The following is a 24,524-nucleotide window of genomic DNA, read 5'->3' as shown; positions in this document are numbered from 1 at the left end:
TTCCCGTAGCAGCCCGGCCCCGGGCCGCTACGGAAGTCGCCGCTGCATCGGCAAGGGCGGCTACAGCGACGTGGCCGAGCGCGCGGCCTGCTCGTACAGGCCGGTCAGCACACGCAGCAGTCGTGCCAGTTCGCCGATCTCGGCGTTCTCCGCGCTGCCCGCGGAGAAATTACTGGTCAGGCACTGCTCCCGGATTTCGCGGTAGCGCGCGCAGGCTTCCGTGCCGGCGGGCGTGGTGATGTAGGTGGCTTCCTTGCCGACCCGCTCGCCCTCCACCAGCGCCAGGCCCTGCAGCTTCTTGAGCGCGTAGGTGACGAGGTGGGTGTCCTCCACATTGAGCACAAAGCAGATATCGGCCAGCCGCTTGGGACGCGCGCGGTGGTTGACGTGATGCAGCACCAGCACATCCAGGAAAGTCAGGTCGCGCACGCCGGAGGCGCCCATGCAGCGCACCACCCAGCGGCTATAGGCGTTGTAGGCCGTGTTCAGGCCGAACTCGAACTCGGACAGCTCCGGGCTGCGCTCGGACACCAGGTGCGAAGACGACACGATATTCGGCCCGGACGATCGCGCAAACGCGCTGGCCGCGGAGCGGGCGGACGCCTCGTTCCCGCTGCCGTCGTCGTCGGCCCGGGCTGGCTCGGATGCTGGCTTACGCGCCATGTCTTAACTCCTTTCGTGGGTTGGTGCCTGGACGGTATGACAAGGATGACTAGGTATATCCCCGATGCCGCCGCCACCATATTTGGCTTGACAGTTTATTAACAAATTATGAGGATAAACACAAAATAAATCCAAGCAAAACATCGGGGATGTCACCGTGGATTCTGCACGAAAAAAGGGCGGAGAAAACAATTCACGCACTATCCCAGGGACCTTCGCGCGCCCGGCAACGGGCTGGTTGCGCAGTGCGAACGCACTGGATAGACTCGATCCGAACCCTCCTGAGCGCGATTGATCGCGAGCCCAATGTCCACCGATATCCATACATTACAGACAAAACTTCGCGATGGCGCGACTTCGCGGGCCGACGTGATCGCCGAAGCGGCGCAGCTTGCGCAGACGCCGGCGGCGAATGCCGTCTTCCTGCGCACCACCTTCGACGCCGCGGCGCAGGTAGCACGGGCGGCCGACGCGGCCAGCCTGGCCGGCAAGCCCCTGCATCCCCTGGCGGGCCTGCCGGTATCGGTCAAGGACCTGTTCAATATCGCCGGCGAAGCCACGCACGCCGGCTCACCGGTACGCAGCGACGCGGCGGCGGCCACGGCCGATGCCACGGTGGTGCGCCGGCTGCGCGACAGCGGCGCGGCCCTGGTGGGGCGTACCAACATGACCGAGTTCGCCTTCTCCGGCGTGGGCATCAACCCGCATTTCGGCACGCCCGTGAACCCGGCGGATGCGCAGGTGGCACGCATTCCCGGCGGGTCGTCCTCCGGCGCCGCCGTCTCCGTGGCGCTGGGCCTGGCGGTAGCCGGGCTGGGCAGCGATACCGGCGGTTCCATCCGCATCCCTGCGGCCCTGTGCGGCCTGGCCGGCTTCAAGCCCACTGCCCGCCGCGTGCCGCTGGACGGCGCCTTCCCGCTGTCTTACACCCTGGATACCGCCTGCGCCATGGCGCGCACGGTGCATGACTGCGTCCTGGTGGACAGCGTGATCGCCGACGAGGCTGTCATCCCGGCCATCAAGGCCGCTGCCGGCATTCGCCTGGCCATCCCGCGCCAGTACCTGCTGGACGACCTCGACCCCGTCGTGGCGCGCGCCTTCGACCGTGCCCTGGGCCGGTTGTCCGCGGCCGGCGTGCAGATCGAGCACATCGACCTGCCCGAGCTGACCGAACTGCCCGCCATCAACGCCGCGGGCGGCTTCACCGCCGCCGAGGCCTATGCCATCCACCGCCACGCGCTGGCCACCCGGCGCGAGCAATACGACCCCCGCGTAGCCTCGCGCATCGACCGCGGCGCCAGCATGGGCGCGGCCGACTATGTCGACCTGATGCGCGCCCGCGCCGACTGGATCGCGCGGGTTGCGGCGCGCATCGATGGCTTCGACGCCGTGGCCTGCCCCACCGTGCCGATGGTGGCGCCGCCGATCGCCCCGCTGGTGGCGGACGATGCCCTGTTCTTCCGCACCAATGCCCTGCTGCTGCGCAATACCTCGGCCTTCAACTTCCTTGACGGCTGCTCGATCTCGCTGCCCTGCCACCAGCCGGACGAATTGCCGGTTGGCCTGATGCTCTCGCACGGTGCACTGCGCGACGCGCAACTGCTCGGCACGGCAATTGCATTGGAATCCATCGTCAAGCCGGCCGCCTGAGGCGCCAGCCGAGCCGCACGCCGCCGTGCAACCCCTGAGCCAGGTTGCACGGGCAGTAAAGATAAAAAACCAAAAGTCAAAGACAGACAAAGACGTATCCAGCCAGAACGATCAACCAGGAGAGATCGATGCAAGGGAAGGCAACACTGAAGTACATGCTGCTGGGCGGGGTGCTTGCCACCTCCTCCGTCATGATGTCCGCCGCGCAAGCCGAGACCAAATGGGACCTGCCGACCGGCTACCCGGTCAGCAACCTGCACACCGAGAACCTGCAGCAAATGGCCAACGACGTGGAGAAGGCCACCGGCGGCAAGCTGAAGATCGTGATCCACCCCAACGGTTCGCTGCTCAAGGCCAACGAGATCAAGCGCGGCGTGCAGACCGGCCAGGTCCAGATGGGCGAGATCCTGATGTCGCTGCTGGCCAACGAGAACCCGGTGTTCGGCGTGGATGCGGTGCCCTTCCTGGCCACCAGCTACCAGGACTCCTACAAGCTGTGGCAGGCCTCGCGCGCTGTCACCGACAAGGTGCTCGACAAGCAAGGCCTGAAACTGCTGTATGCGGTGGCCTGGCCGCCGCAAGGCATCTACGCCAACAAGCCGCTCAACAACGCGGCCGACATGAAGGGCCTGAAGTGGCGCGCCTATAACCCCGCCACCTCCAAGATCGCCGAGCTCGTGGGCGCGCAGCCGGTGACGATCCAGGCCGCCGATCTCGCCCAGGCACTGGCTACGGGGACCGTGAACTCCTTCATGTCCTCCGGCGCCACCGGCGTCGACACCAAGGTGTGGGAGAGCGTGAAGTACTTCTACACCGTCGATGCCTGGCTGCCCAAGAACATGCTGGTGGTCAGCAAGAAGTCTTTCGCCGCGCTGGACAAGCCGACCCAGGACGCCCTGCTCAAGACCGTTGGCGAGGCCGAGAAGCGCGGCTGGCAGGTATCGGAGCAGAAAACGCGTGAGTACCTGGCCGTGCTCGGCAAGAACGGCATGACGGTGCAGCCGCCCTCGCCCCAGCTCAAGCAGGACATGCAGAAGGTCGGCCAGGCGATGGTGGACGAATGGGCCAAGGGCGCCGGCGACGACGGCAAGGCCATTCTCGACGCCTACAAGAAGTAAGCGAAGTAGCGAGAAACAAGCGATCCGTATCCGGCCGCGGCGGCATTGCCCCGCTGCGGCCACTGCTGCCGCAGCATCCCGCGCCCTTTTTTCACCGCATTCTCCCTCCCCACTCGCCATGGAAGCTTCTTCCGTCAACAAGCGCTGGCTGGACCGGCTGCTTGACCTGTTCGCCGTGCTCGGTGCGCTATGCATTCTCGGGGTCTGCATCATCATGATCCTGATGTCGTTCTCGCGCGAGACCACCATCATCTTCAAGGGCGGCGACGACATCGTTGCGTGGCTGTGCGCCGCTTCCGCCTTCCTCGTCCTTGGCCAGACCTTCCAGCACGGCGGCATCGTGCGCGTGGAAATGCTGCTGGAGGCCGTCAAGCCGCGCATGCGCTGGTGGCTCGAGCTGGTCTCGCTGGTCATCTGCGCGGTGTTCGCCGCCTATGCCACCTGGGCCTTGTTCTCCTTCGCCTGGCAGAGCTGGGAAATCGGCGATGTCTCGCAGGGCCAGATCGTGGTGCCGCTGTGGATTCCGCAGAGCTTCGCGGTGCTGGGCTGCGCCGGCTTCATGCTGGCGGTGCTCGACGAACTGCAGCGCGTGGCGCGCCGGCAAAAGCCGCGCTACCAGCTGGCGCAGGAAGCCAAGCTGGCCGCCGGCGATTTCGGGGAGACCGTCTGATGAGCACCGTCCTGATTTCCCTGATCCTGCTGGTGGTGATGATCGTCTTCCTGGTCATCGGCGCGTGGATTCCGGTTGCCATCGCCGTCACCTCCTGGGTGGGGCTGGTGGTCTTCGCCGACCGCGATGCGCTGGTCAATCTGGCCAATGCCTGGTGGTCGTCCAGCGCTTCCTATACGCTGGCATCGTTGCCGCTCTTTGTCTGGATGGGCGAGATACTCTTCCGCACCAAGCTGTCCGAGCAGATGTTCAACGGGCTGTCGCCCTGGCTGAACTGGCTGCCGGGGCGGCTGATGCACGTCAACATCCTGGGGTGCGGCATCTTCGGCTCCGTGTCGGGCTCGTCGGCCGCCACCTGCGCCACCATCGCCAAGTCCGCGCTGCCCGAGCTGACGCGGCGCGGCTACGACGAGCGCGTCACGCTGGGCTCGCTGTCGTGCGCCGGCACGCTCGGCATCCTGATTCCGCCTTCGATCACCATGGTGGTCTATGCGGTCTCGGCCGATGTGTCGATCATCCGCGTGTTCCTGGCCGGCTTCCTGCCCGGCCTGCTGCTGATGCTGCTGTTCTCCGGCTATATCGTGGTGTGGGCGCTGTCGAACCCGGACAAGACGCCGCAGGCGGAACGCTTCGACTGGCGCTCGCGGCTCGCCTCGATCCGCCAGCTGATGCCCTGCATGGTGCTGATCGCCTTTATCACCTGGATCATGATCACCGGCTACTCCACCGCCACGGAGGCTGCGGCATACGGCGTGGTGGCCTCGCTGGCGCTGGCGTGGGTGGGCGGATCGCTGACGCGCAAGGCCTTCTGGGAAAGCCTGATGTCGGCCACCCGGCTGACCGCGATGATCATGTTCGTGCTGGGCGCCACCTCCTTCCTGTCGGTGACCATGAGCTTCACGGGCATCCCGCGCGCGCTGGCGGAATGGGTGGCCGCGATGCACCTGTCGCCATGGGCGCTGATCGCGGTGCTGACGGTGATCTATATCCTGCTGGGGACCGCGCTCGACGGGATTTCCATGATCGCGCTGACCACCGCCACGGTGCTGCCGATGGTGCAGGCGGCGGGTTTCGATCTGGTATGGTTCGGGATATTCATCGTGCTGCTGGTGGAAATCGCCGAAGTGACGCCGCCGGTGGGGTTCAACCTGTTCGTGCTGCAGAGCATGACAGGCAAGGACAGCAACTACATAGCGCGGGTGTCGCTGCCATTCTTCATGATGATGGTGGTGGCGATCGCCATCGTCACCGTATGGCCGGAAATCGTCACCTGGCTGCCCGACGTGGTCATGCAAAAAGAGTTGAAGTAGCCATCGGCTTTGGCCGATGGCGCCGAAAGACAGCGAGGGCCGGTCCGGCCCTCTACGGAGTGCCATGCATGTGATCGTCATCGGCGCCGGCGTGATCGGCGTCTGCTCCGCCTGGTACCTGCGCGAAGCCGGCTTCGAAGTGACCGTGGTTGAACGGCGCGCCGCGCCGGCGCAGGAATCCAGCTTCGGCAATGCCGGCGTGATCGCGCCCGGCTACGTTACCCCGTGGGCCGCGCCCGGCATGCCGGGCAAGGTGCTGCGCAACCTCTTTGCCAGCACCTCGCCCGTGCTGTTCCGGCCCAGCGCCGATCCGGCCATGTGGCGCTGGATCGCGCGCTGGCTGGGCGAATGCACGCTGGAGCGCTACCGCGTCAACAAGCTGCGCATGCAGCGCCTGGCCTTCTACAGCCGGGACTGCCTGCACACGCTGCGCAGCCAGCTGGGGATCGACTACGAGCAGTCGCAAGGCTACCTGCAACTGTTCCGCACCGAGCGCGACCGGGGCCTGGCCGAACCGGCGCTGGCCTTGCTGCGCGAGCACAAGGTGCCGCACCGGCTGGTCGATGCCGACGGCTGCCGGCGCATCGAGCCCGGCCTCACCACCGACACGCCGCTGGCCGGCGGGCTGCACCTGCCCGAGGACGAATCCGGCAATTGCCCGATGTTCGTGCGCCGGCTGCGCGTGCTGGCGGAAGCCGCCGGCACGCGCTTCGTCATGGACAGCCATGCCTGTGCGCTGCGGCCGCTGCCGGGCGGCAAACTCGCGCTGGACCGGCGCGCCGGCGCTGCCGGCGCCATGCGCGAAACACTCGCCGCCGATCGCGTACTGGTGAGCGCCGGCGTCGCCAGCGCCGCCTTGCTGCGTCCGCTTGGCCTGCGCATCCCGCTCTACCCGGTCAAAGGCTACTCCGCCACGGTGCAGGTCAGCGACGAACTGCAGGCGCCGCTGGCCGCGCTGATGGACGAGTCGTACAAGGTGGCCATCACGCGCATGGGCAACCGCATGCGGATTGCCGGCACCGCCGAACTCGGCTCGCGCAAGCTCGACCTGCGCCCCGCGGCCATCAACACCTTGCTCAAGGTGGTGCGCGACTGGTTTCCCGTCGCCGGCCACTATGACAACGCCACGCTATGGGCCGGCGCCCGCCCCATGCTGCCTGACGGCCCGCCGCTGATTGGCGCCACCGCCGTGCCCGGCCTTTTTCTCAACCTGGGTCACGGCTCCACGGGCTGGGCCATGGCATGCGGCTCCGGCCGCATCGCCGCCGACCTGATCGCGGGCAACCGCCCCGGCATCGACCTGGACGGCCTGACCCCCGCCCGCTACGGCTTAGGCCCGCGCTGACCATGCAAACCCCTACCCAGATCCCGCCCACGCACGCGCCAGCCACGGTGCTGCCCGCCGACGCCTGGCTGCCCCTGGACACTGCCAGCGCCAGCGAGATCCCGCTTTACGACGTGGCGGCCATCCGCCACGTCGAGGCCACCGCCATGGCCAGCTTGCCCGCCTTCGAACTGATGACGCGGGCAGGAAATACCGCGGCCGCCTGGCTGGCGCACCATGCCCCGGCTGGCCCGCTGCTGTTGCTGGCCGGACCCGGCAACAACGGCGGCGACGCACTGGTGGCTGCCACCCGTCTGCACCAGGCTGGGCGCCAGGTCCAGGTGTGGCTGACAGCCGAGCCCGATCGCCTGCCCGCCGACGCCGGCCGCGCCTGGCTCGAGGCGCGCGCGGCGGGCGTCACGCTGCGCGCGGTGCCGGAGACGGCCTGCCACGGCACCCTGCCTGCGATTCCCGGGGATACCCGCGCGCTGGTCGACGGCCTGCTCGGCATCGGCCTGAACCGTGCCGCCGATGGCTTCATGGCCCAGTGGATCGCGCATCTGGCGGACTCAGGGTTGCCGGTGTTCGCGCTCGATATCCCGAGCGGGCTGTTCGCCGATACCGGCGCCGGCGCGCCGGCGGTCCGCGCCTGCCGCACGCTGACCTTTATTGCGGCCAAACCGGGCCTGCTGACGCTCGATGGGCGCGATTGCGCGGGTGAAGTCGATATCGCCCCGCTGGGCTTGCCCTACCCCCCGGCCCGGCCGGCCTGCGCCACGGTCAACGTGCCGGCTTCGTTCGCCAGGGCACTGCCCGCGCGCCGCCATGCCACCAACAAGGGCACGTTCGGCTCGCTCGCCGTGATCGGCGGCGGCATCGGCATGACCGGCGCGCCGCTGCTCGGCGCGCGCGCGGCGCTGCACCTTGGCGCCGGGCGCGTGCACATCGGCTTCCTGGCGCAGCCCGCGCCGCTGCTCGACCCCGTGCACCCGGAACTGATGCTGCACCCGATCGCGGAGATCGCGCTGTCTGCCATGTCCGCGCTGGTGGTCGGCCCGGGCATGGGCACCGGCACGGCGGCACGCGAGCAGTTCGCGCAACTGCTGCACGGCAGCGCCTGCGCAGCCGAGTTGCCCGCCCTGGTACTGGACGCCGACGCGCTGAACCTGCTCGCCTCGGATGCCGCGCTCGCTGCCATGCTGGAGGGCAGCCCGCTGGTGCGCGTGATGACACCCCACCCGCTCGAAGCCGCCCGGCTGGCCGGCCTCGGCGTGGCGGAAATCCAGCGCGACCGCCTGGCGGCGGCACGCTTGCTGGCTACGCAATGGCAGGCCGTAATCGTGCTCAAAGGCTCCGGCACAGTGATCGCGGCGCCACCCGACACCAGCGGCAACGTAGCGCTGTCGGTCAACCCGACCGGCAACGCCGGGCTGGCGACTGCCGGCACCGGCGACGTGCTGGCCGGCATGATCGGCGCCCTGCTCGCCCAGGGCATGCCGGCGCTACAGGCGGCGCAGACGGCGGTCTGGCTGCACGGACGCGCCGCCGACCACCTGGTGGCGCATGGCACCGGCCCCGCCGGCCTCACCGCCAGCGAGCTCTACACGCCGATGCGCAGCCTGTTCAATGCCTTGCTGCGAGGTCCGCGCGGCACATGAACAAGGCCACCGACAGCGTTACACATCGGTCCGCCGCAAGCGCCACAGCCGCTTCGCCCGCCCGGCGCCAGCTGCTCACCGGCATCGCCCTGCTGGTGCTCGGCCAGTGGATCCTCAGCCTGCTGGACGCCAGCAGCAAGACGCTGACGCAGCAAGGCCTGCCGGTGGCAGCGGTAGCCTGGGTGCGCTATGTCGGCCATGTGATCGCCGTCTTCCTGCTGCTCGGGCCGGCGCGCTTCCGCCAGCAATGGCGTCCGGTGAAGCCAGGCCTGCAATGGCTGCGCGGCGGGCTGATGCTGGTTTCGACCCTGGTGTTCTTCAGCGTGCTCAAGCTGATGCCGCTGGCCGAGGCCACCGCGCTCAATTTCTGCGCCCCGCTCTTCGTGGTGGCGTTGTCGCCCTGGCTGCTGGGCGAGCGGCCGGGACGGCATGCACGCGTCAGCCGCTGGAGTGGCGTGGCGATCGGCTTCGCCGGCATGCTGATCGTGGTGCGGCCGGGCGGCGAACTAAGCGGGGCGGGCATTGCGCTGGGCCTGCTGTCCGCCCTCGTGTTCGCGCTGATGCAGATGCTGACCCGGCGCATTGCCGCGCACGACGCCCCCATGACCACCCTGATCCAGAGTGGCGTCACCGGCGCCGCCCTGACCACGCTGCTGGTGCCCTTCTTCTGGTTCCAGGCGGTGCCCACGCCCCTGCAAGCGGTGCTGCTGGTGAGCACCGGCATTACCGGTTCGGTTGGGCACTATTTTGTGATCCGGGCGTTCCAGTACGCCGATGCCTCGTTTCTCAGCCCCTTCCTCTATTTGCAGATCCTGTCGGCCACGACGATCGGCTACCTGGCATTCGGCCAGTTGCCGGACTGGATCACGGCGCTGGGCGTGGCGGTGATCTGCGTCGGCGGCGTTTGCGTGGCGGGAGGGGAATCGGCGTTGCGCGCGGTCGCCCGCCGGCTTGGCCGCCCGGGCTGATGTCAGAACACCACCGACAGCCGGACAGGCTTCGCCCTGCTATTGTTTCTGCTAATGGCATCAATGCCGTGCTTTGCTGCCAAATCCTAAAGTCACGCCAAAAGTGCGCGTTATACTTAAGCCGCTCCCGACGGCCGGACCAGGCCCGCCAAACGGCCTGCCCGGGAGCAATAAAATATGGCTGAAACCTAGCTTAGAACGGTACTTCCGCGCTGGCCTTCAAGAATTACGCACGCATGCCCACAGACCTACACGCCTGGCACTCTCTCCTGCAACATCACGACGCCATTCGCGAAACGCCGATGCGCGAGTGGTTCGCCGACGGCTCCGCCAGCCAGCGCGTCAAGCAGTTCTCGCTGGAGGCGGCAGGCCTGTATCTCGACTTCGCGAAAAACCGCATCACGCCGCAGACCATGGCGTTGCTGATGCAACTGGCGGACGAAGCCGGCGTACCCAAGCGCCGGGATGCCATGTTCGCGGGCGACCACATCAACGCCACCGAGGACCGCGCGGTGCTGCACATTGCGTTGCGCGCCGGTCCCGACGCAAGCTTCAAGGTGGATGGCAAGACGGTGATGCCCGCCATTCACGACGTACTGGAGCGCATGCGGGTGTTCTCGGAACGCGTGCGCAGCGGCGACTGGACCGGCGCCACGGGCAAGCGCATCACGGACGTCATCAATATCGGCATCGGCGGCTCGGACCTCGGCCCGCGCATGGTGTGCCGCGCGCTCTCGCACCTGGCCGGCAACGGGCCGCGCATGCATTTCGTCTCGAATGTGGACGGCACCGAGCTGGCCGAAACCCTGGACCGGCTCGACCCGGAGCAGACCCTGGTGATTGTCTGCTCGAAGACCTTCACCACGCTGGAAACCATGGCCAATGCCTGTAGCGCGCGCCAGTGGTTCCTCGACAGGGGCGTGGCCAAGGACCAGCTGGCCAGCCATTTTGCCGCCGTATCGACCAACGTGGAGGCGGTGCGCGCTTTCGGCATCAACCCCGCGCACATGTTCGAATTCTGGGACTGGATCGGCGGGCGTTTCTCGCTGTGGTCCTCGGTCGGGCTGTCGATCGCGCTGGCCGTGGGCTTCGACGCCTTCGCCGAGCTGCTGGCCGGCGGCCGTGCCATGGATGAGCATTTCAGCAGTGCGCCGCTGGAGCGCAACATGCCGGTCGTGCTGGGGATGATCGGCATCTGGTACCGCAATTTCTTCGGCATGCCGACCAGTTGCATGGCACCGTATTCGACCTCGCTCGAATTGTTTCCCGCCTTCCTGCAGCAACTGGAAATGGAGAGCAACGGCAAATCCGTCCAACTGGATGGCCGGCACGTGCGCACCCATACCGCGCCGGTGGTCTGGGGCTCCGCCGGCACCAACGGCCAGCATGCTTATTTCCAGCTGATCCACCAGGGCTCGCAGATCGTGCCGGTGGATTTCGTGGCGCCGCTGCGGCCCCCGCGCGTCCTGCCCGGTCATCATGCCAAGCTGCTTGCCAATTGCTTTGCCCAGGCCGAGGCGCTCATGCGCGGACGCACCGCGGAGGAACTGCGCGCGAGCGGCCTGAGCGATGAAATCCGTATCGCCCACATGGTGTTCGAGGGCAATCGCCCAAGCAACACGCTGCTGATGGAAGACGTCACGCCGCACACGCTCGGCGCGCTGATCGCGCTCTATGAGCACCGCACCTTTGTGCAGGGCGTGGTGTGGAACATCAATTCATTCGACCAGTGGGGCGTGGAACTGGGCAAGATCCTGGCCAAGCCGATCGAATGCGAACTCACTGGCGACGCCAACGCGGCCGCCAGTGGCCAGGAGCCCGCGCAAGATGCCTCCACCAGCGCCCTGATCGCGCGGGCGCGGGCGGCACTGGGCAACGCCTGACACCGGGCCGCCCCTCCTTACACCGGGGCCGTCATCCATTCGTCGCTGGCCACGCGGCCGGCGTCGATGGTCAGGATGCGCCCGCAGCGGGCCGCCACGGAGCGATCGTGCGTGACCAGCACCAGCGTTGAGCCGGCATCGCGATTGAGTTCGAACATCAACGCAATCACGGCCTCGCCGGTAGCCGTGTCCAGACTGCCGGTAGGCTCATCGGCAAAGAGAATATCGGGACGCGCCACAAAGGCGCGCGCCAGCGCCACGCGCTGCTGCTCGCCGCCGGAGAGCGTGCGCGGATAGTGGGACAGGCGCCCGCCCAACCCTACCCGCGCAAGCATGTCGGCGGCGCGCTCGCGTACGCCGGCGGTTTCGCCGCGCAGTTCCAGCGGCAGCATCACGTTCTCCAGGGCATTCAGGTGCCCGACCAGCTGGAAAGACTGGAACACAAAGCCCACATGGCGCCCGCGCTGCGCGGCCCGCTGGTCTTCGTCGAGCTGGAACAGATCCTGGCCATTGAGCCTGACGGTGCCCGTGGTAGGCAAGTCAAGGCCCGCCAGCAAGCCAAGCAGGGTTGACTTGCCCGAGCCGGATGCGCCGACAATGGCCAGCGTTTCGCCGGGCGTGACGGAAAACGTGACGTCATGCAAAATCGTCAGCGAACCCGTCGTGTCGGCTACGGTCTTTCCTAATGACTCGACTGCAAGAATGGATGAAGACATGAGCAAGAAGTTCTGGTGCGGTTGGCGAAAGCTGGCGCTGGCGGTATGCACGGCCACGCTGCTGCCTGCGGCGGCGTCGATGGCCCGGGCGGCAACGCCCGCCATCCTGGTGCTGGGCGACAGCCTGTCCGCGGAATACGGCATCGCGCGCGATGCCGGCTGGGTCAAGCTGCTGGAGACACGGCTGCGGGCGGAGCGTTTCGATTATAGCGTCGTGAATGCCAGCATCAGCGGCGAGACCACGGTAGGCGGCAAGACACGCCTGCCCGACCTGCTGGCGCGGCACCGCCCTGCGGTGGTCATCGTCGAACTGGGCGCCAACGATGCCTTGCGCGGCCTGCCGCTGCAAACCACCGAGGCCAACCTGCGCAGCATCGTCACCAGCGCGCAGCAAGCCAAGGCCGGTGTGCTGCTCGTGGGGATGCGCATCCCGCCCAACTACGGGCCGGACTACACCGAGCGATTCTTCTCGCTCTACCCCAGGCTGGCCGGCGAATACAAGGTCCGGCTGGTGCCCTTCCTGCTGGAGCAGGTCGTCGCCAGGCCAGAGTGGTTCCAGGCTGACCGCATTCATCCCACGGCACAAGCGCAGGGCACGCTGCTCGATACCGTCTGGCCGCAGCTCAAGCCACTGCTGAAGGCACCGGCAGCCCGGACCGCGGGGCGCTAAGCCCTTGCGGCGCGCAAGCGCCGCGGATCATGAAAAAGGCGCCCGGAGGCGCCTTTTTCATGTTTGCGGACAGCGATTACTGCGCGCCAGCACCGCTGGCGGCACCCGCTTCCGTCGTGGTGGCGGGCTTGAGCAGCTTCACCTTGGCCCGGTCCTTCAGGCTCTCGTAGAAGGCCTCCAGCTGGCTCTGGCCAACCATCTGCCCCAGTTGCTGGGCCTCGCCCTGGCGTTGCGCGGCATCGGCCTGCGCAGGCTGGCTGACCTTACCGATGCGATAGATGGCGTAGCCGGCGGCACCAAGGTCCACGCCCACGAACGCGGGCAGCTTGGCGGTATCGGCCCGCATCACGGCTTCGACCGCCTTCGGCGGCAGGCCATCGGCCTTGGCGCGAGAGACCGTTACCGGCGCGCCGAAGCCGTCGGCGACTCCGCTCTTCTTCAACGCCTCGAGACGCTCCGCACCCGCCTTCACGGCGAGCTTGGCCGCCTGTTGGGCGATATAGCCTTCGCGCACCTTGGCCTGCACGTCTTCAAACTGGCGTACCGTGGCCGGGCGATATTCGACGATACGTGCCGCCACCAGCGTGGTCGGGCCCACCTGCACGGCTTCGGTATTGCGCTTGTTCTTGACGGAATCGTCGCTGAACACGGCCTTGAGCAGCTTCTCGTTGTTGAGCGGGCTTTGCACGCCCAGCGCCGGGTTGGGCTGGCGGGTCACGTTGTCGGCGCTCTGGATGGCCAGATTGAACTTGTCGGCAGCGGGCTTGAGGCTGTCGGACTGTTCGTAGACCGTGTTGCCGAACGAATCAGCCAGTTCGGTGTACTTCTTGGCGGCGAGCTGCTTGCGCAATTCGACTTCCAGTTCGGTACGGACCTGGTCGAGCGGCTTGGTTTCGTCAGCCTTGATGCCGGTGAGCTTGATGATGTGGTAGCCGTAGTCGGTCTCCACCACGTCGCTGATCTGGCCATCCTTGAGCGCATACATCGCATCCTCGAACGGCTTGACCAGCGCGCCGCGGCCCATGAAGCCGAGGTCGCCGCCCTTCTCCGCGGAGCCCGGATCCTGCGATTGCTTGCGGGCCACATCGGCAAACGTTTCGGGATGCTTGCGCAGGTCCTCGAGCAGCTTGGTGGCCTTTTCCTTGGCAGCCTGGCGATCCGCCGCCGGGGCATCCTTGGGCGAGCCGATCAGGATATGGCTGGCGCGGCGCTGCTCTTCCGTACGGAAGCGCGCGATGTTGCTGTCGTAGTAGGACTTGAGCTCTTCGGGCGTAACCGGCGTCGATGCCGCCAGCGCGTCGGCCGACAGCACCAGGTATTCGACCTTGGCCTGCTCGGGCACCGAGAACTGCGCCTTGTGGCTGTCGTAGTACGCCTTCAACGCGGCTTCGTCGGGATTGACCTTGGCGGCGAATTCGGCCGGCTTGAGCTGCAGCGCCTGCACCTCGCGCTGCTGGTCGCGAATGGCGATCAGGCGGTCGAGCAAGGACTTCGGCACGAAGGCCGTGGCAGCGATGGAAGTGCCGAGCTGCTGGGTGGCGAGATCGAAACGCATGCGCGCATCGAACTGCTCCGGCGTCATGCCTTGCTGGGCGAGCAGGTCGACATAGGCCTTGTCGTCGATGGTGCCGTCCTTCTTCTTCGGCAACTGGGCGATGGCGGGAATGCTGCTGATGGTCTCGAACAGGCGTTCGTTGGACACCGTGAGGTGCTTGTTGGCCACCTCATTGGCCACCACGCGCTGCATGATCAGCTGGTCGAGCACCTGCTGGCGCGCCAGCGCGCCTTCGAACTGGCGCGGGTCGTAGTTCGCGCCGAGCATCTGGCGCATGCGCTCGCTCTGGTCACGCACCACATTATCCACTTCCTGCGCCGTGATAGCGCGGCCATCGACCTTGGCAAGATCGTGCGAGCTGTCCATGAAACGCGAGTAGCTCTCCACGCCGAAGAACACGAACGACGGGAAGACAAGCACCAGCAGCAGCAAAAGCATCAAGCGCCGGTTGTTGCGTACGAAATCAAGCATGCTGACTCAGGAAAAGGGTTGGTACCGAACGGCAAACTCCGGGATTCTATCAGGAGCGGCAAGCTTCACGCGATTTGGCGGCCACCACCACCCGGACAACGGCCGGTGCAGCCTCGCCGGGCAATGCCCGATGACATCCGGCCCGGACAAGAAACCTGCGATGTCGCGTACCGTCCCCCTCACGCCAGCACTGGCTCGGCAGCGCAAAACACAGCCAAATACTCGATCAGGGCCCGCACCCGTGCCGGCACATGGCGCCGCTGCGGCCAGATCACCCATACGGTATGCGGCGGCAGACGCCAGTCGCGCAACACCTCGACCAGCGCCCCCGAAGCCAATGCGCCGTGGCAAAGCGTCAACGGGCGAGGTTCACCGGTGCCAGGATGCGCACGAGGCCGGCCACCTCGTTGAAGGCACTGTCGAGCCGCTGCGTGGCCTGTTCGAGCACCTGCGGCAAGGGACGGCATCGTTGTCTCCACACAACCGATGCCGCACTTGCCGCGCTTCGCAAGGAGCCTCGGCAACACAGGCCGGCACTCAGGAAAGAGGGGGAAAGACGCACTGATGCAGGAAGCGCAAAAAGCAAAACGGGCCACTAAGGGCCCGTTTTGCTTTTTGCGTATTTGGCGGAGTGGACGGGACTCGAACCCGCGACCCCCGGCGTGACAGGCCGGTATTCTAACCAACTGAACTACCACTCCTGTATCGGTGCGGCAGCACGCGTCGTCTGTGTGGCTCGTCTTGCGGCAGGAGCGATGGTGGGTGCTGAGGGGCTCGAACCCCCGACCTACGCCTTGTAAGGGCGCCGCTCTACCAACTGAGCTAAGCACCCGCTCGTACCGCAGCCGCACTGCATGCTGCAAGCATCGCCGCGCACATATCAGAGTAATTACTGCTGTTTGCGTTGCGAGGGCGCAAGTATAATACAGCCCCTGGCGTTTTGCCAAGTATTCTTCGCGGACATTTTGAGAAACGCAAAAAGCACCCGCACCCCGCACGCCAGGGGCATCGAACAATGTGAGGCGAAATAGAAAAACGCCGCGGGGAAAAGCCCGCGGCGTTTTCAAAAGCGGCCTGCTTCGGCAACGCCCGGATCGCAGGATCCGGGCAGCGCCATCGCCGGCGTCAGTGATGAATCATCTCGACCTTGGCAGCACCCTTGTCCGCCACATCGGCGGGCTTGGCCACTTCCTCCGGCAGAGGCTCGGGCTTGCGCTCGAGCGCGAGTTCCAGGACCTTGTCGATCCAGCGCACCGGGACGATCTCGATGGCGTTCTTGACGTTGTCCGGGATCTCCGCGAGATCCTTCACGTTTTCCTCGGGGATCAGCACCAGCTTGATACCGCCGCGATGGGCCGCAAGCAGTTTCTCCTTGAGGCCGCCGATCGGCAGGACTTCACCGCGCAACGTGATTTCCCCGGTCATGGCCACGTCGGCGCGCACCGGGATACCCGTGAGCACCGACACCAGCGCCGTGGTCATCGCACCGCCGGCCGAAGGACCATCCTTGGGGGTGGCGCCTTCGGGCACGTGGATGTGGATATCGCGCTTCTCGAACATCTCGTCCGTAATGCCCAGACGACGTGCCCGCGAGCGCACCACCGAACGTGCTGCCTCGACCGATTCCTTCATCACGTCGCCCAGTGAACCGGTGCGGGTGATGTTGCCCTTGCCCGGCATGATCGCGGCTTCGATGGTCAGCAGATCGCCGCCCACTTCCGTCCACGCCAGACCGGTCACCTGGCCTACCTGGTTTTCCTTGCCGGCCAGGCCGAAGTCGTACTTGCGCACGCCAAGGAATTTATCCAGGTTCTCCGATGCCACCTTGACCGTGCCCGTTTCCTTCTTGAGCAGCAGCAGCTTGACCACCTTGCGGGCGATCTTCGACACTTCACGCTCGAGCGAGCGGACGCCCGCTTCACGCGTGTAGTAGCGAATGATGTCGCGCAGGGCGTCTTCGTTCACTTCCATCTCGCCTGCCTTCAGACCATTGTTCTTGATCTGCTTGGGCAGCAGGTAGCGCTGGGCGATGTTGACCTTCTCTTCCTCGGTGTAACCCGACAGGCGGATCACTTCCATCCGGTCCAGCAGCGGAGGCGGAATGTTGAGCGAGTTGGAGGTCGCCACGAACATCACATCGGACAGGTCGAAATCGACCTCGATGTAATGGTCCTGGAACGTATGATTCTGTTCCGGGTCCAGCACTTCGAGCAATGCCGACGAAGGATCGCCGCGGAAATCCATGCCCATCTTGTCGATTTCATCGAGCAGGAAGAGTGGATTGCGCACGCCGACCTTGGCCAGGCTTTGCAGGATCTTGCCGGGCATCGAGCCGATGTACGTACGGCGATGGCCGCGGATCTCGGCCTCGTCACGCACGCCGCCCAGTGCCATGCGCACGAACTTGCGGTTCGTCGCGCGCGCCACCGACTGGCCAAGCGAGGTCTTGCCCACGCCGGGGGGCCCCACCAGGCACAGGATCGGCGCCTTCACCTTGTCCACCCGCTGTTGCACCGCGAGATACTCGAGAATGCGTTCCTTGACCTTCTCGAGGCCGTAGTGGTCTTCATCGAGCACGCGCTCGGCGTTGGTCAGGTCGTTGTTGACCTTGCTCTTCTTGCGCCACGGCAGGTTGACCAGCGTGTCGATGTAGTTGCGCACGACGGTGGCTTCGGCCGACATCGGCGACATCAGCTTGAGCTTCTTGAATTCGGCGTCGGCCTTCTTCTTGGCTTCCTTCGGCATGCGCGCGGCCTTGATGCGCTTGTCGAGTTCTTCCAGGTCGGCGCCCTCTTCACCTTCGCCCAGTTCCTTCTGGATGGCCTTGACCTGCTCGTTGAGGTAGTACTCGCGCTGGCTCTTCTCCATCTGGCGCTTGACGCGGCCACGGATGCGCTTTTCCACCTGCAGGATGTCGATCTCGCCCTCGAGCTGCGACAGCAGGCTCTCCAGGCGTTCGGTGACATTCACCATCTCCAGGATCTTCTGCTTCTGCTCGAGCTTGATCGGCAGATGCGCGGCGATGGTGTCGGCCAGGCGACCCGGCTCGTCGATGCCCGACAGCGAGGTCAGGATCTCGGGCGGGATCTTCTTGTTCAGCTTCACGTACTGGTCGAACTGCGACACGATGGCGCGGCGCAGCGCCTCCGTCTCGGCGGTCTCGACCGGACCCGGCGGCACGGGCACGGCTTCGCACATGAAGTGCGACTCGTCTTCGCTCACTTCGCGGATATTCGCGCGCTGCGTGCCTTCCACCAGCACCTTGACGGTGCCGTCGGGCAGCTTGAGCATTTGCAGGATGTTGGCGATGCAGCCTACCTCGTAGAGGTCGTCGGCGGTCGGCTCATCCTTGGCCGCCGTTTTCTGGGCCACAAGCATGATGCTTTTGCCCGCCTCCATCGCAGTTTCCAGCGCCTTGATGGACTTCGGACGTCCCACGAACAGTGGGATCACCATGTGCGGAAACACCACCACGTCGCGCAGGGGCAACAGTGGCAGGCGAATCGGCTCAGCCGGGAGGAGTTGTGTTCCGGACATCATTTTCCCCAGTCAGTCATTTAGGCGTAAATTGGGTCTCATGAATCGATTGCAAGATAGGTGCCAACGATTCAATGCATTGTGCAAATGCTGCTCCCCGCACTTGCAAGACCCGTCCAAACAGCATACCCCCGTTTCCTCCCCTTCGTTTTACGAAAATGAAGAAAAAAAGCCGCTCGCTTTTCGCGAACGGCCTTTAGGACTCGCTGCCGGCCTGAGATCGTCATAAGCGCCGGCGTTCGCGTCAGTTCGAACCAGCCACCTTCGGCTGCTCCTCATACATCAGCAACGGCGGAGCGTCCCCGGTGATGGTGTTCTCGTCGATCACCACCTTTTGCACGCCCTTGTAATTGGGCAAGTCATACATCACATCCATCAGCGACTGTTCGAGTATCGAACGCAAGCCACGCGCACCCGTCTTGCGGCGAATCGCCTTGCGGGCAATCGCGGACAGCGCGGCCGGACGGATTTCCAGCTCCACGCCTTCCATCGCCAGCAGCTTCTGGTATTGCTTGATCAGCGCGTTCTTGGGCTCGACCAGGATCTGCATCAGGGCGGCCTCGTCCAGCTTGGCCAGCGTCGCCACCACCGGCAGGCGGCCGATCAGTTCCGGGATCAACCCGAACTTGATCAGGTCTTCCGGCTCGACCTGCGGCAGCACCTCGCTGGCCTCGCGCTCTTCCTTGCTCTGCACCTGCGCGGCAAAACCGATGCCGGTCTTGTCCGAGCGCTGCATGATGACCTTTTCCAGGCCGTCAAACGCGCCACCGCAGATAAACAGGATGTTGGTGGTATCCACCTGCAGGAAGTCCTGGTTCGGATGCTTGCGGCCGCCCTGCGGGGGCACCGAAGCCATCGTACCTTCGATCAGCTTGAGCAGAGCCTGTTGCACGCCTTCACCGGACACATCGCGGGTGATGGACGGGTTGTCCGACTTGCGCGAGATCTTGTCGATCTCATCGATGTAGACAATGCCGCGCTGTGCCTTTTCCACCTCGTAGTTGCAGTTCTGCAGCAACTTCTGGATGATGTTTTCCACGTCCTCGCCGACATAGCCGGCTTCGGTCAGCGTGGTGGCATCGGCGATCACGAATGGCACGTTCAGCAGGCGCGCCAGCGTTTGCGCCAGCAACGTCTTGCCCGAGCCGGTGGGCCCGATCAGCAGGATGTTGCTCTTGGACAACTCGACGTCGTCCTTCTTGCCGAGGTGCTTCAGGCGCTTGTAGTGGTTGTACACCGCTACGGCCAGGATCTTCTTGGCCTGCTCCTGCCCAATCACGTACTGATCCAGGCTTTCGCGGATCTCGTGGGGGGTGGGGAGATCGGACTTGGCCGAGGCGCCCGCATCCTTGTCGGATGCAGCTGCCTCGTCGCGGATGATCTCGTTGCACAGGTCGATGCATTCGTCGCAAATGAACACCGACGGGCCGGCGATGAGCTTCTTTACCTCGTGCTGGCTTTTGCCGCAGAACGAGCAGTAAAGGAGCTTCTCGCTGGATGAACCTTTTTTATCCGCCATAGGAATCAGTCACATTAGCAGTGTGCGTGCCGCAGTGCCGGAGCGCTGCGGGGATACGCTTCAAACGCATCATACGCCAAAAAAATTGGCGCGGCGGGTAGACCCCCACGCTGTGGGGCAAAAGCAAAAAACGAGGCACAAGGCCTCGTTTCTGCATAGCCTTCTTCGTTGCGGCCGGGCGGCGATACCCGAAGGATCACCGCCCGGCCCCTGCCCGGCCCGCCTTGCGGCAGCCGGGCCGGTCTGTCAGGCACGGCGGGTGAGCACCTTGTCGATCAGGCCGTAGTCCACTGCCTGGTCGCCGCTCATGAAGTTGTCGCGATCGGTATCGCGGGCAATCTTCTCGACCGGCTGGCCGGTGACTTCCGACAGGATCGTGTTCAGCCGCTCGCGCAGGTACAGGATCTCGCGGGCCTGGATCTCGATGTCCGAGGCCTGGCCGCGCGCGCCGCCCAGCGGCTGGTGGATCATGATGCGCGAGTTGGGCAGCGCCGAACGCTTGCCCTTGGCGCCAGCCGACAGCAGGAATGCACCCATGCTGGCTGCCATGCCCATGCACAGCGTGGCCACGTCCGGCTTGACGAACTGCATGGTGTCGTAGATGGCGAGGCCAGCCGACACCGAGCCACCCGGCGAGTTGATGTAGAGCGAGATGTCCTTGTCGGGATTTTCGCTTTCCAGGAACAGCAACTGGGCGACCACCAGGTTAGCGGTCTGGTCGTTGACTTCGCCGACCATGAAAATCAAACGCTCCTTCAACAGGCGCGAATAGATGTCATAGGCGCGCTCGCCCCGACCGGACTGCTCAACCACCATCGGCACCAGCCCCAGTCCCTGCGTTTCCAGGGCGGAGGCCTGCGTGGTGGCCAGACGGTCAAGCAAATCATTGCGGGTCATGCAAGTTCTCCTGGAGTTCGGTAAGAGACAAGGCTGCGGCCGGCGCGCCATGCGTTCCGGCCACGGGCCAGGCTCAGGCCTGCTGAGGCTGGTTGTTGCCTTCGGCAGTCAGTTCCTCGAAGGACACCGTCTTGTCGGTGACCTTGGCCTTGTCGCACACGAAATTTACCACGTTGTTTTCCAGCACGTAGGCTTCCATCTCGGCCAGGCGCTGCTGGTCGCCGTAGTACCAGCGCATGACTTCCTTCGGGTCTTCGTAGCTCTTGGCGAAGTCCTCGATCTCGGCCTTGATCTGGTCCGCCTTGGCGTCCAGGCCGTGGGCCTTGACGATCTCGGCCAGGATCAGGCCCAGCTTGACGCGGCGCTCAGCTTGCTGGGTGAACATCTCGGCCGGAATCGGCATGTCCTTGGCATTCGGCATGCCGCGCTGTTCCAGGTCACGGCGAGCCATTTCCACCAGGCGCTCCTGGTCTTGCTCGATCAGGGCCTTCGGCACTTCCAGCTCGCTTGCCTTCAGCAGCGCGTCCATGACCTGGTCCTTCAGCATGGCGTGCGTGCGGCGCTTGACTTCGCGCTCCAGGTTTTCGCGGATGTCGGCGCGCATCTTCTCGACGCTGCCGTCGGCGACGCCCAGCGACTTGGCGAACTCGTCGTTCACTTCCGGCAGGTGCGCCCACTCGATCTTCTTCAGCGTGACGGTGAACTCGGCGGTCTTGCCGGCCACTTCCTTGCCGTGATAATCCTCGGGGAATGCCAGCGGGAAGGTCTTGCTTTCGCCAACCTTCAGGCCCAGCGCAGCTTGCTCGAACTCGGGCAGCATGCGGCCTTCGCCCAGCACGAAGGCGAAGTCGTCAGCCTTGCCGCCGGGGAATTCCACGCCGTCGATCTTGCCGACGAAGTCCAGGGTCACGCGGTCGCCGTTCTGGGCGGCCACTTCACCGCCGCCGTCGCCGTGCTCGCCGGCTTCGCCACGGGTGTGGTAGTGCACGCGCTGCTTGCGCAGGATGTCGATGGTCTTGTCGACTTCGGCATCGGAGATTTCGGTCTTGGTGCGGGTCACTTCGGCGCTGGCCAGGTCGCCCAGCTTGACTTCCGGATAGACTTCGAAGGTCGCGTCGAAGGCCACTTCGTCTTCGCTCACGCCGTCGGTCTTGACCTCGAACTTGGGCTGGCCGGCAACCTTCACATCTTGTTCTTTGGTGATGTCGAAGAACTTGCGTGCAGCCTTGTCGAAACGGACTTCGAACTCGACTTGCTGGCCGTACTGCTTTTCGACCATCTTCATCGGTACCTTGCCGGGACGGAAACCGGACATCTTCACCGTCTTCGACAGGCGAACCAGACGTTCCAGCTTTTCCTTTTCGACTTCGGCCTTGGGAATGGCCAGGGTCACCTTGCGGTCCAGTTTGCCAAGGTTTTCAATGACATTCGACATGGTCGTTGATCCAATCCAGAAATGTTGTTGTGTTCGTAAGCGCACCCCGCTCGCGTGCCCGACAAAACACAGGCAAAGCGACGGCAAATGCCGATGCCCGGTACGCGGGCGCTATCGAAAACTGCGGGTACGCGCGGAAAACCAACGAACCCGGAGCATCCGGGCGCAGGCCCACGCAAACGGAAAACGGGGATTATCGCACGGTTTTCATTCGGTTCCGGCAGTTTTTAGCCGGGAACCGGCTCGGATGGCGCGCCCGCGCCTTCCGCCTCGCTTGCCACCTGCCCTTGCCGCAAGGCACGGACCAGCAGCCGCGCAGGGTCGATGGCCTCGGCCAGTTCGAGTTCGAGCGGTAACGGCTCTCCTTCGATCTGGCTGGCCAGCAACTCCGCCCCCAGTGCCGCCCATGTGAGGCCGCGCGAGCCATATGCAAGTGCCGCGTAGAGCCCGGGAAGACGAGGGATATCCCTGAGACGCGCGCCGCGCAGCGCGACGGCGTCGCGCGCGGCCTGCGCCTCATCGGCAATACGGCCGATCAGCGGCAGGCGATTGTGTGAAACACTGCGCACGCCAACGTAACCGCGCAGGGCCGCCGGGTCCAGCCGGGCTGCGGCGGCGGCAAGATCCGGCAATAGCAAGCCCAGCTTGGCAAGATTCTCCGCGTGCACTTCCGGGCGCTCGGCGAGTTCGCCCTGCCCTTCGGCGGCCGGCTCGTAGCTGGAGCCGACCCGCGCGCTACCGTCGCCGGCCCTTGGCAACAGATAGCCCGACCCGGTCACCACGCAGTCCGGCCAGGTGCCCAACTGCTCCACTTGCGCGGCCTCGAGCGTGGTCAACTGCCCGCGCACGCGGTCGATCGTCATATGGTGCAGCGGCAGCAGGCGCAGCGCCTCGTGCGCGTTGGCGAGGACCATCACCGGAGCCTGCGCCATCACCGCCCCGGCGTCGTCCAAGGCCTGCCAGCCATCCGCGGCACGCACCAGCCGCGCGACCCGGCGGCCAAAATGCGTCGTTACCGCTGCTCCGGCCTGCGCCAGTTGCGCGTGGCAGATGTCGGGCGGCGGCGCCCAGCCGCCCTGCCCGAACCAGAGTCCGCCATGGGGAACGGCGGCGCCATGCCGGCGCGCGGCTTCGTCGGGCGGCATCCAGCGCGCGAACGCCTCGGGAAACCCCAGCGCGGCCAGCGCCGCCCGCTGGATCCGGGCGTCCTCCGCGTCCGCGCCAATCTGCAGCACGCCGCACCCCTGCCAGCCCGGCGCATGCCCTGCCGCGGCCAATGCCTCCCAGGCTCTCAGAGAGAACAGGTTCCCGGCGCGCGACAAGCGCGACAGGAGGCTGTCGTCCGACGACAGATGCGGGTGCATGGCTGCCGCGCGATGCGCGGAAGTCAGCCGCGCGGGGCCATCATGCGCGTCGAACAGCGTCACACGCCAGCCTCGCGCGGCCAGGCGCTCCGTGACCGCGCAGCCAGCCAGCCCGGCACCGATCACGATGGCGTGGCGCTCGGGCCAGTTAGCGGCGGCTGGCGGGGGATGCCGGCGCTGGCTGCGCGCCGCTGGGAAGCGCGCCACCGTCATATGCCACTTGCTGCCGTAGCCGGTCGCCCGCTTCACCTCGAAGCCAGCCGCCTGCAAGCCGCGCCGGAAAAAACCTGCCGCCGCATAGGTCGCCAGCGTGGCCTCCGGACGCGCCAGCCGGGCCAGCCGCTTCATCAATGGCGGCTGCCACATATCGGGATTGCGGTCGGGCGCAAAGCCGTCCAGGTAGAACGCATCGACGCCCAGCGCCAGCCTTGGCAACACGGTATCGATATCGCCGAACGCAAGCGTCAGCACGACCGCCCCACCCTCGAATTCCAGCCGGTGCAGCCCGGGCAAGGTCAGCGGCCATGCCTGCCGCAACTGCATGGCCAGCGGCGCCAGTTCCGTCAGGCCGGGCAAATTGGCGTGGACGGCGGCGAGACCGTCGCTGGTGAACGGGTGCTTCTCCACCGACACGAAATGCAGCCCCCGGCAACGCGCGGGATCGGCCCGCCACGCCTGCCACGTCGCCAGGAAGTTAAGCCCGAGGCCAAACCCGGCCTCCAGAATTACAAACTGGTCGCGCCCGCCCCACGCGCCTGGCAAACCGTTGCCCGCCAGGAAAACGTGCCGGGCCTGCTCCAGGCCACCCTCGTCGCTGTGGTAGACATCCCCGTAACGCTGCGAGTATGGCGGGCCCGAGGCGGCGAAAACGGGCTCGGCGAGATCTAAGGCGCGGGTCATGGAAAAAACTTGGGCAAGAATCGAGGGGACGGAGAACGTCGGACAGGAAAGGGTCGGGACAAGACGCTGGCGCGCTGGCCGGGGCACCATGGCGAGCCAAGGTGCCCGGGATGCTAGCGCCTCGCGCGGCACCGCAAACAGCCGTACGGCAGCGCCAGAGCCCGGCGATGGTAGCATAGCGCCCTGTGCCGCCGGCCCGTCCAGGCCGGCGGCACG

Annotated in this window: 17 protein-coding genes and 2 tRNA genes; 9 read left to right on the top strand and 10 right to left on the bottom strand. The window is 65.7% G+C overall.

Annotated elements, in window-relative coordinates; genetic code table 11:
• Nucleotides 1-60: 60 nt before the first annotated feature.
• Nucleotides 61-663, bottom strand: a complete 603-nt coding sequence (locus ACZY0R_RS23660; RefSeq protein WP_045237773.1) for a winged helix DNA-binding protein — start codon at nucleotides 661-663, stop codon at nucleotides 61-63.
• Between the two features lie 306 nt (nucleotides 664-969).
• Here ACZY0R_RS23660 and ACZY0R_RS23655 point away from each other — a divergent pair, with 306 nt between their 5' ends.
• From ACZY0R_RS23655 to pgi, 8 genes are all read left to right on the top strand, one after another.
• Entirely contained in the window at nucleotides 970-2,313 is a 1,344-nt protein-coding gene (locus tag ACZY0R_RS23655; protein ID WP_488861665.1) for an amidase, read from the top strand.
• A gap of 155 nt (nucleotides 2,314-2,468) precedes the next feature.
• Nucleotides 2,469-3,431 carry a TRAP transporter substrate-binding protein gene (locus tag ACZY0R_RS23650; RefSeq protein ID WP_488866126.1) on the top strand — a complete coding sequence of 321 codons (963 nt, stop codon included), beginning with the start codon at nucleotides 2,469-2,471 and terminating at the stop codon, nucleotides 3,429-3,431.
• 118 nt (nucleotides 3,432-3,549) lie between these two features.
• Complete coding sequence (locus ACZY0R_RS23645; protein WP_045237775.1) at nucleotides 3,550-4,101, top strand: TRAP transporter small permease subunit; 552 nt, start codon at nucleotides 3,550-3,552, stop codon at nucleotides 4,099-4,101.
• Entirely contained in the window at nucleotides 4,101-5,411 is a 1,311-nt protein-coding gene (locus ACZY0R_RS23640; protein ID WP_488861662.1) for a TRAP transporter large permease, read from the top strand. The genes ACZY0R_RS23645 and ACZY0R_RS23640 overlap by 1 nt, the downstream gene beginning before the upstream one ends.
• Before the next feature lie 64 nt (nucleotides 5,412-5,475).
• Nucleotides 5,476-6,756, top strand: coding sequence for a D-amino acid dehydrogenase (locus ACZY0R_RS23635; RefSeq protein WP_488861660.1), 1,281 nt, complete (start codon nucleotides 5,476-5,478; stop codon nucleotides 6,754-6,756).
• A 2-nt stretch (nucleotides 6,757-6,758) separates the two neighbouring features.
• Nucleotides 6,759-8,393, top strand: coding sequence for an NAD(P)H-hydrate dehydratase (locus ACZY0R_RS23630; RefSeq protein ID WP_488861659.1), 1,635 nt, complete (start codon nucleotides 6,759-6,761; stop codon nucleotides 8,391-8,393).
• Nucleotides 8,390-9,361, top strand: a complete 972-nt coding sequence (locus tag ACZY0R_RS23625) for a DMT family transporter (RefSeq protein WP_488861658.1) — start codon at nucleotides 8,390-8,392, stop codon at nucleotides 9,359-9,361. Before ACZY0R_RS23630 ends, ACZY0R_RS23625 begins: the two co-directional genes overlap by 4 nt.
• Nucleotides 9,362-9,597: 236 nt before the next feature.
• The gene (gene pgi, locus ACZY0R_RS23620) at nucleotides 9,598-11,244 is read left to right on the top strand and encodes a glucose-6-phosphate isomerase (RefSeq protein WP_488861657.1); all 1,647 of its coding nucleotides are present in this window, start codon (nucleotides 9,598-9,600) and stop codon (nucleotides 11,242-11,244) included.
• Nucleotides 11,245-11,261: 17 nt separating this feature from the next.
• Here the strand turns inward: pgi and ACZY0R_RS23615 are convergent, their stop codons facing one another.
• The gene (locus tag ACZY0R_RS23615; protein ID WP_045237779.1) at nucleotides 11,262-11,960 is read right to left on the bottom strand and encodes an ABC transporter ATP-binding protein; all 699 of its coding nucleotides are present in this window, start codon (nucleotides 11,958-11,960) and stop codon (nucleotides 11,262-11,264) included.
• On the opposite strand from ACZY0R_RS23615, the gene ACZY0R_RS23610 reads away from it, so the two are divergent.
• Nucleotides 11,959-12,630, top strand: coding sequence for an arylesterase (locus tag ACZY0R_RS23610; RefSeq protein WP_488861656.1), 672 nt, complete (start codon nucleotides 11,959-11,961; stop codon nucleotides 12,628-12,630). The two genes, ACZY0R_RS23615 and ACZY0R_RS23610, sit on opposite strands and share 2 nt — an antisense overlap.
• 76 nt (nucleotides 12,631-12,706) lie before the next feature.
• On the opposite strand, the gene ACZY0R_RS23605 is transcribed toward ACZY0R_RS23610, so the two are convergent.
• The 8 genes from ACZY0R_RS23605 to mnmC form a co-directional block, all read right to left on the bottom strand.
• On the bottom strand, nucleotides 12,707-14,656 hold the full coding sequence (locus ACZY0R_RS23605) for a SurA N-terminal domain-containing protein (protein WP_488861655.1): 1,950 nt from the start codon (nucleotides 14,654-14,656) through the stop codon (nucleotides 12,707-12,709).
• A gap of 624 nt (nucleotides 14,657-15,280) precedes the next feature.
• Nucleotides 15,281-15,357, bottom strand: a tRNA-Asp gene (locus tag ACZY0R_RS23600).
• A 55-nt stretch (nucleotides 15,358-15,412) separates the two neighbouring features.
• Nucleotides 15,413-15,488: transfer RNA gene (locus ACZY0R_RS23595), tRNA-Val, on the bottom strand.
• A gap of 293 nt (nucleotides 15,489-15,781) precedes the next feature.
• A complete protein-coding gene (gene lon / locus ACZY0R_RS23590; RefSeq protein WP_045237804.1) occupies nucleotides 15,782-18,193 on the bottom strand; it encodes an endopeptidase La in 2,412 nt (803 codons plus the stop codon).
• Between the two features lie 244 nt (nucleotides 18,194-18,437).
• Nucleotides 18,438-19,712, bottom strand: coding sequence for an ATP-dependent Clp protease ATP-binding subunit ClpX (clpX, locus tag ACZY0R_RS23585; RefSeq protein ID WP_045237782.1), 1,275 nt, complete (start codon nucleotides 19,710-19,712; stop codon nucleotides 18,438-18,440).
• Nucleotides 19,713-19,958: 246 nt separating this feature from the next.
• Nucleotides 19,959-20,609, bottom strand: coding sequence for an ATP-dependent Clp endopeptidase proteolytic subunit ClpP (gene clpP, locus ACZY0R_RS23580; RefSeq protein WP_006160857.1), 651 nt, complete (start codon nucleotides 20,607-20,609; stop codon nucleotides 19,959-19,961).
• 73 nt (nucleotides 20,610-20,682) lie between these two features.
• Nucleotides 20,683-22,044: a trigger factor gene (tig, locus tag ACZY0R_RS23575; protein ID WP_488861653.1), complete on the bottom strand. Its 1,362-nt coding sequence runs from the start codon at nucleotides 22,042-22,044 to the stop codon at nucleotides 20,683-20,685.
• Nucleotides 22,045-22,271: 227 nt separating this feature from the next.
• Nucleotides 22,272-24,308: a bifunctional tRNA (5-methylaminomethyl-2-thiouridine)(34)-methyltransferase MnmC2/FAD-dependent 5-carboxymethylaminomethyl-2-thiouridine(34) oxidoreductase MnmC1 gene (mnmC, locus tag ACZY0R_RS23570; RefSeq protein ID WP_488861651.1), complete on the bottom strand. Its 2,037-nt coding sequence runs from the start codon at nucleotides 24,306-24,308 to the stop codon at nucleotides 22,272-22,274.
• Nucleotides 24,309-24,524: the final 216 nt, after the last annotated feature.

Source organism: Cupriavidus sp. F041 (assembly GCF_057814235.1).
The sequence above is the reverse complement of the archived record's forward strand: the minus strand, read 5'-3'. Positions and strand labels throughout refer to the sequence as shown.

Coding starts and splice junctions, on each gene's coding strand:
- ACZY0R_RS23660 (WP_045237773.1), bottom strand. CDS start 663: ATGGCGCGTAAGCCAGCATCCGAGCCAGCCCGGGCCGACGACGACGGC.
- ACZY0R_RS23655 (WP_488861665.1), top strand. CDS start 970: ATGTCCACCGATATCCATACATTACAGACAAAACTTCGCGATGGCGCG.
- ACZY0R_RS23650 (WP_488866126.1), top strand. CDS start 2,469: ATGCTGCTGGGCGGGGTGCTTGCCACCTCCTCCGTCATGATGTCCGCC.
- ACZY0R_RS23645 (WP_045237775.1), top strand. CDS start 3,550: ATGGAAGCTTCTTCCGTCAACAAGCGCTGGCTGGACCGGCTGCTTGAC.
- ACZY0R_RS23640 (WP_488861662.1), top strand. CDS start 4,101: ATGAGCACCGTCCTGATTTCCCTGATCCTGCTGGTGGTGATGATCGTC.
- ACZY0R_RS23635 (WP_488861660.1), top strand. CDS start 5,476: ATGCATGTGATCGTCATCGGCGCCGGCGTGATCGGCGTCTGCTCCGCC.
- ACZY0R_RS23630 (WP_488861659.1), top strand. CDS start 6,759: ATGCAAACCCCTACCCAGATCCCGCCCACGCACGCGCCAGCCACGGTG.
- ACZY0R_RS23625 (WP_488861658.1), top strand. CDS start 8,390: ATGAACAAGGCCACCGACAGCGTTACACATCGGTCCGCCGCAAGCGCC.
- pgi (WP_488861657.1), top strand. CDS start 9,598: ATGCCCACAGACCTACACGCCTGGCACTCTCTCCTGCAACATCACGAC.
- ACZY0R_RS23610 (WP_488861656.1), top strand. CDS start 11,959: ATGAGCAAGAAGTTCTGGTGCGGTTGGCGAAAGCTGGCGCTGGCGGTA.
- ACZY0R_RS23615 (WP_045237779.1), bottom strand. CDS start 11,960: ATGTCTTCATCCATTCTTGCAGTCGAGTCATTAGGAAAGACCGTAGCC.
- ACZY0R_RS23605 (WP_488861655.1), bottom strand. CDS start 14,656: ATGCTTGATTTCGTACGCAACAACCGGCGCTTGATGCTTTTGCTGCTG.
- lon (WP_045237804.1), bottom strand. CDS start 18,193: ATGTCCGGAACACAACTCCTCCCGGCTGAGCCGATTCGCCTGCCACTG.
- clpX (WP_045237782.1), bottom strand. CDS start 19,712: ATGGCGGATAAAAAAGGTTCATCCAGCGAGAAGCTCCTTTACTGCTCG.
- clpP (WP_006160857.1), bottom strand. CDS start 20,609: ATGACCCGCAATGATTTGCTTGACCGTCTGGCCACCACGCAGGCCTCC.
- tig (WP_488861653.1), bottom strand. CDS start 22,044: ATGTCGAATGTCATTGAAAACCTTGGCAAACTGGACCGCAAGGTGACC.
- mnmC (WP_488861651.1), bottom strand. CDS start 24,308: ATGACCCGCGCCTTAGATCTCGCCGAGCCCGTTTTCGCCGCCTCGGGC.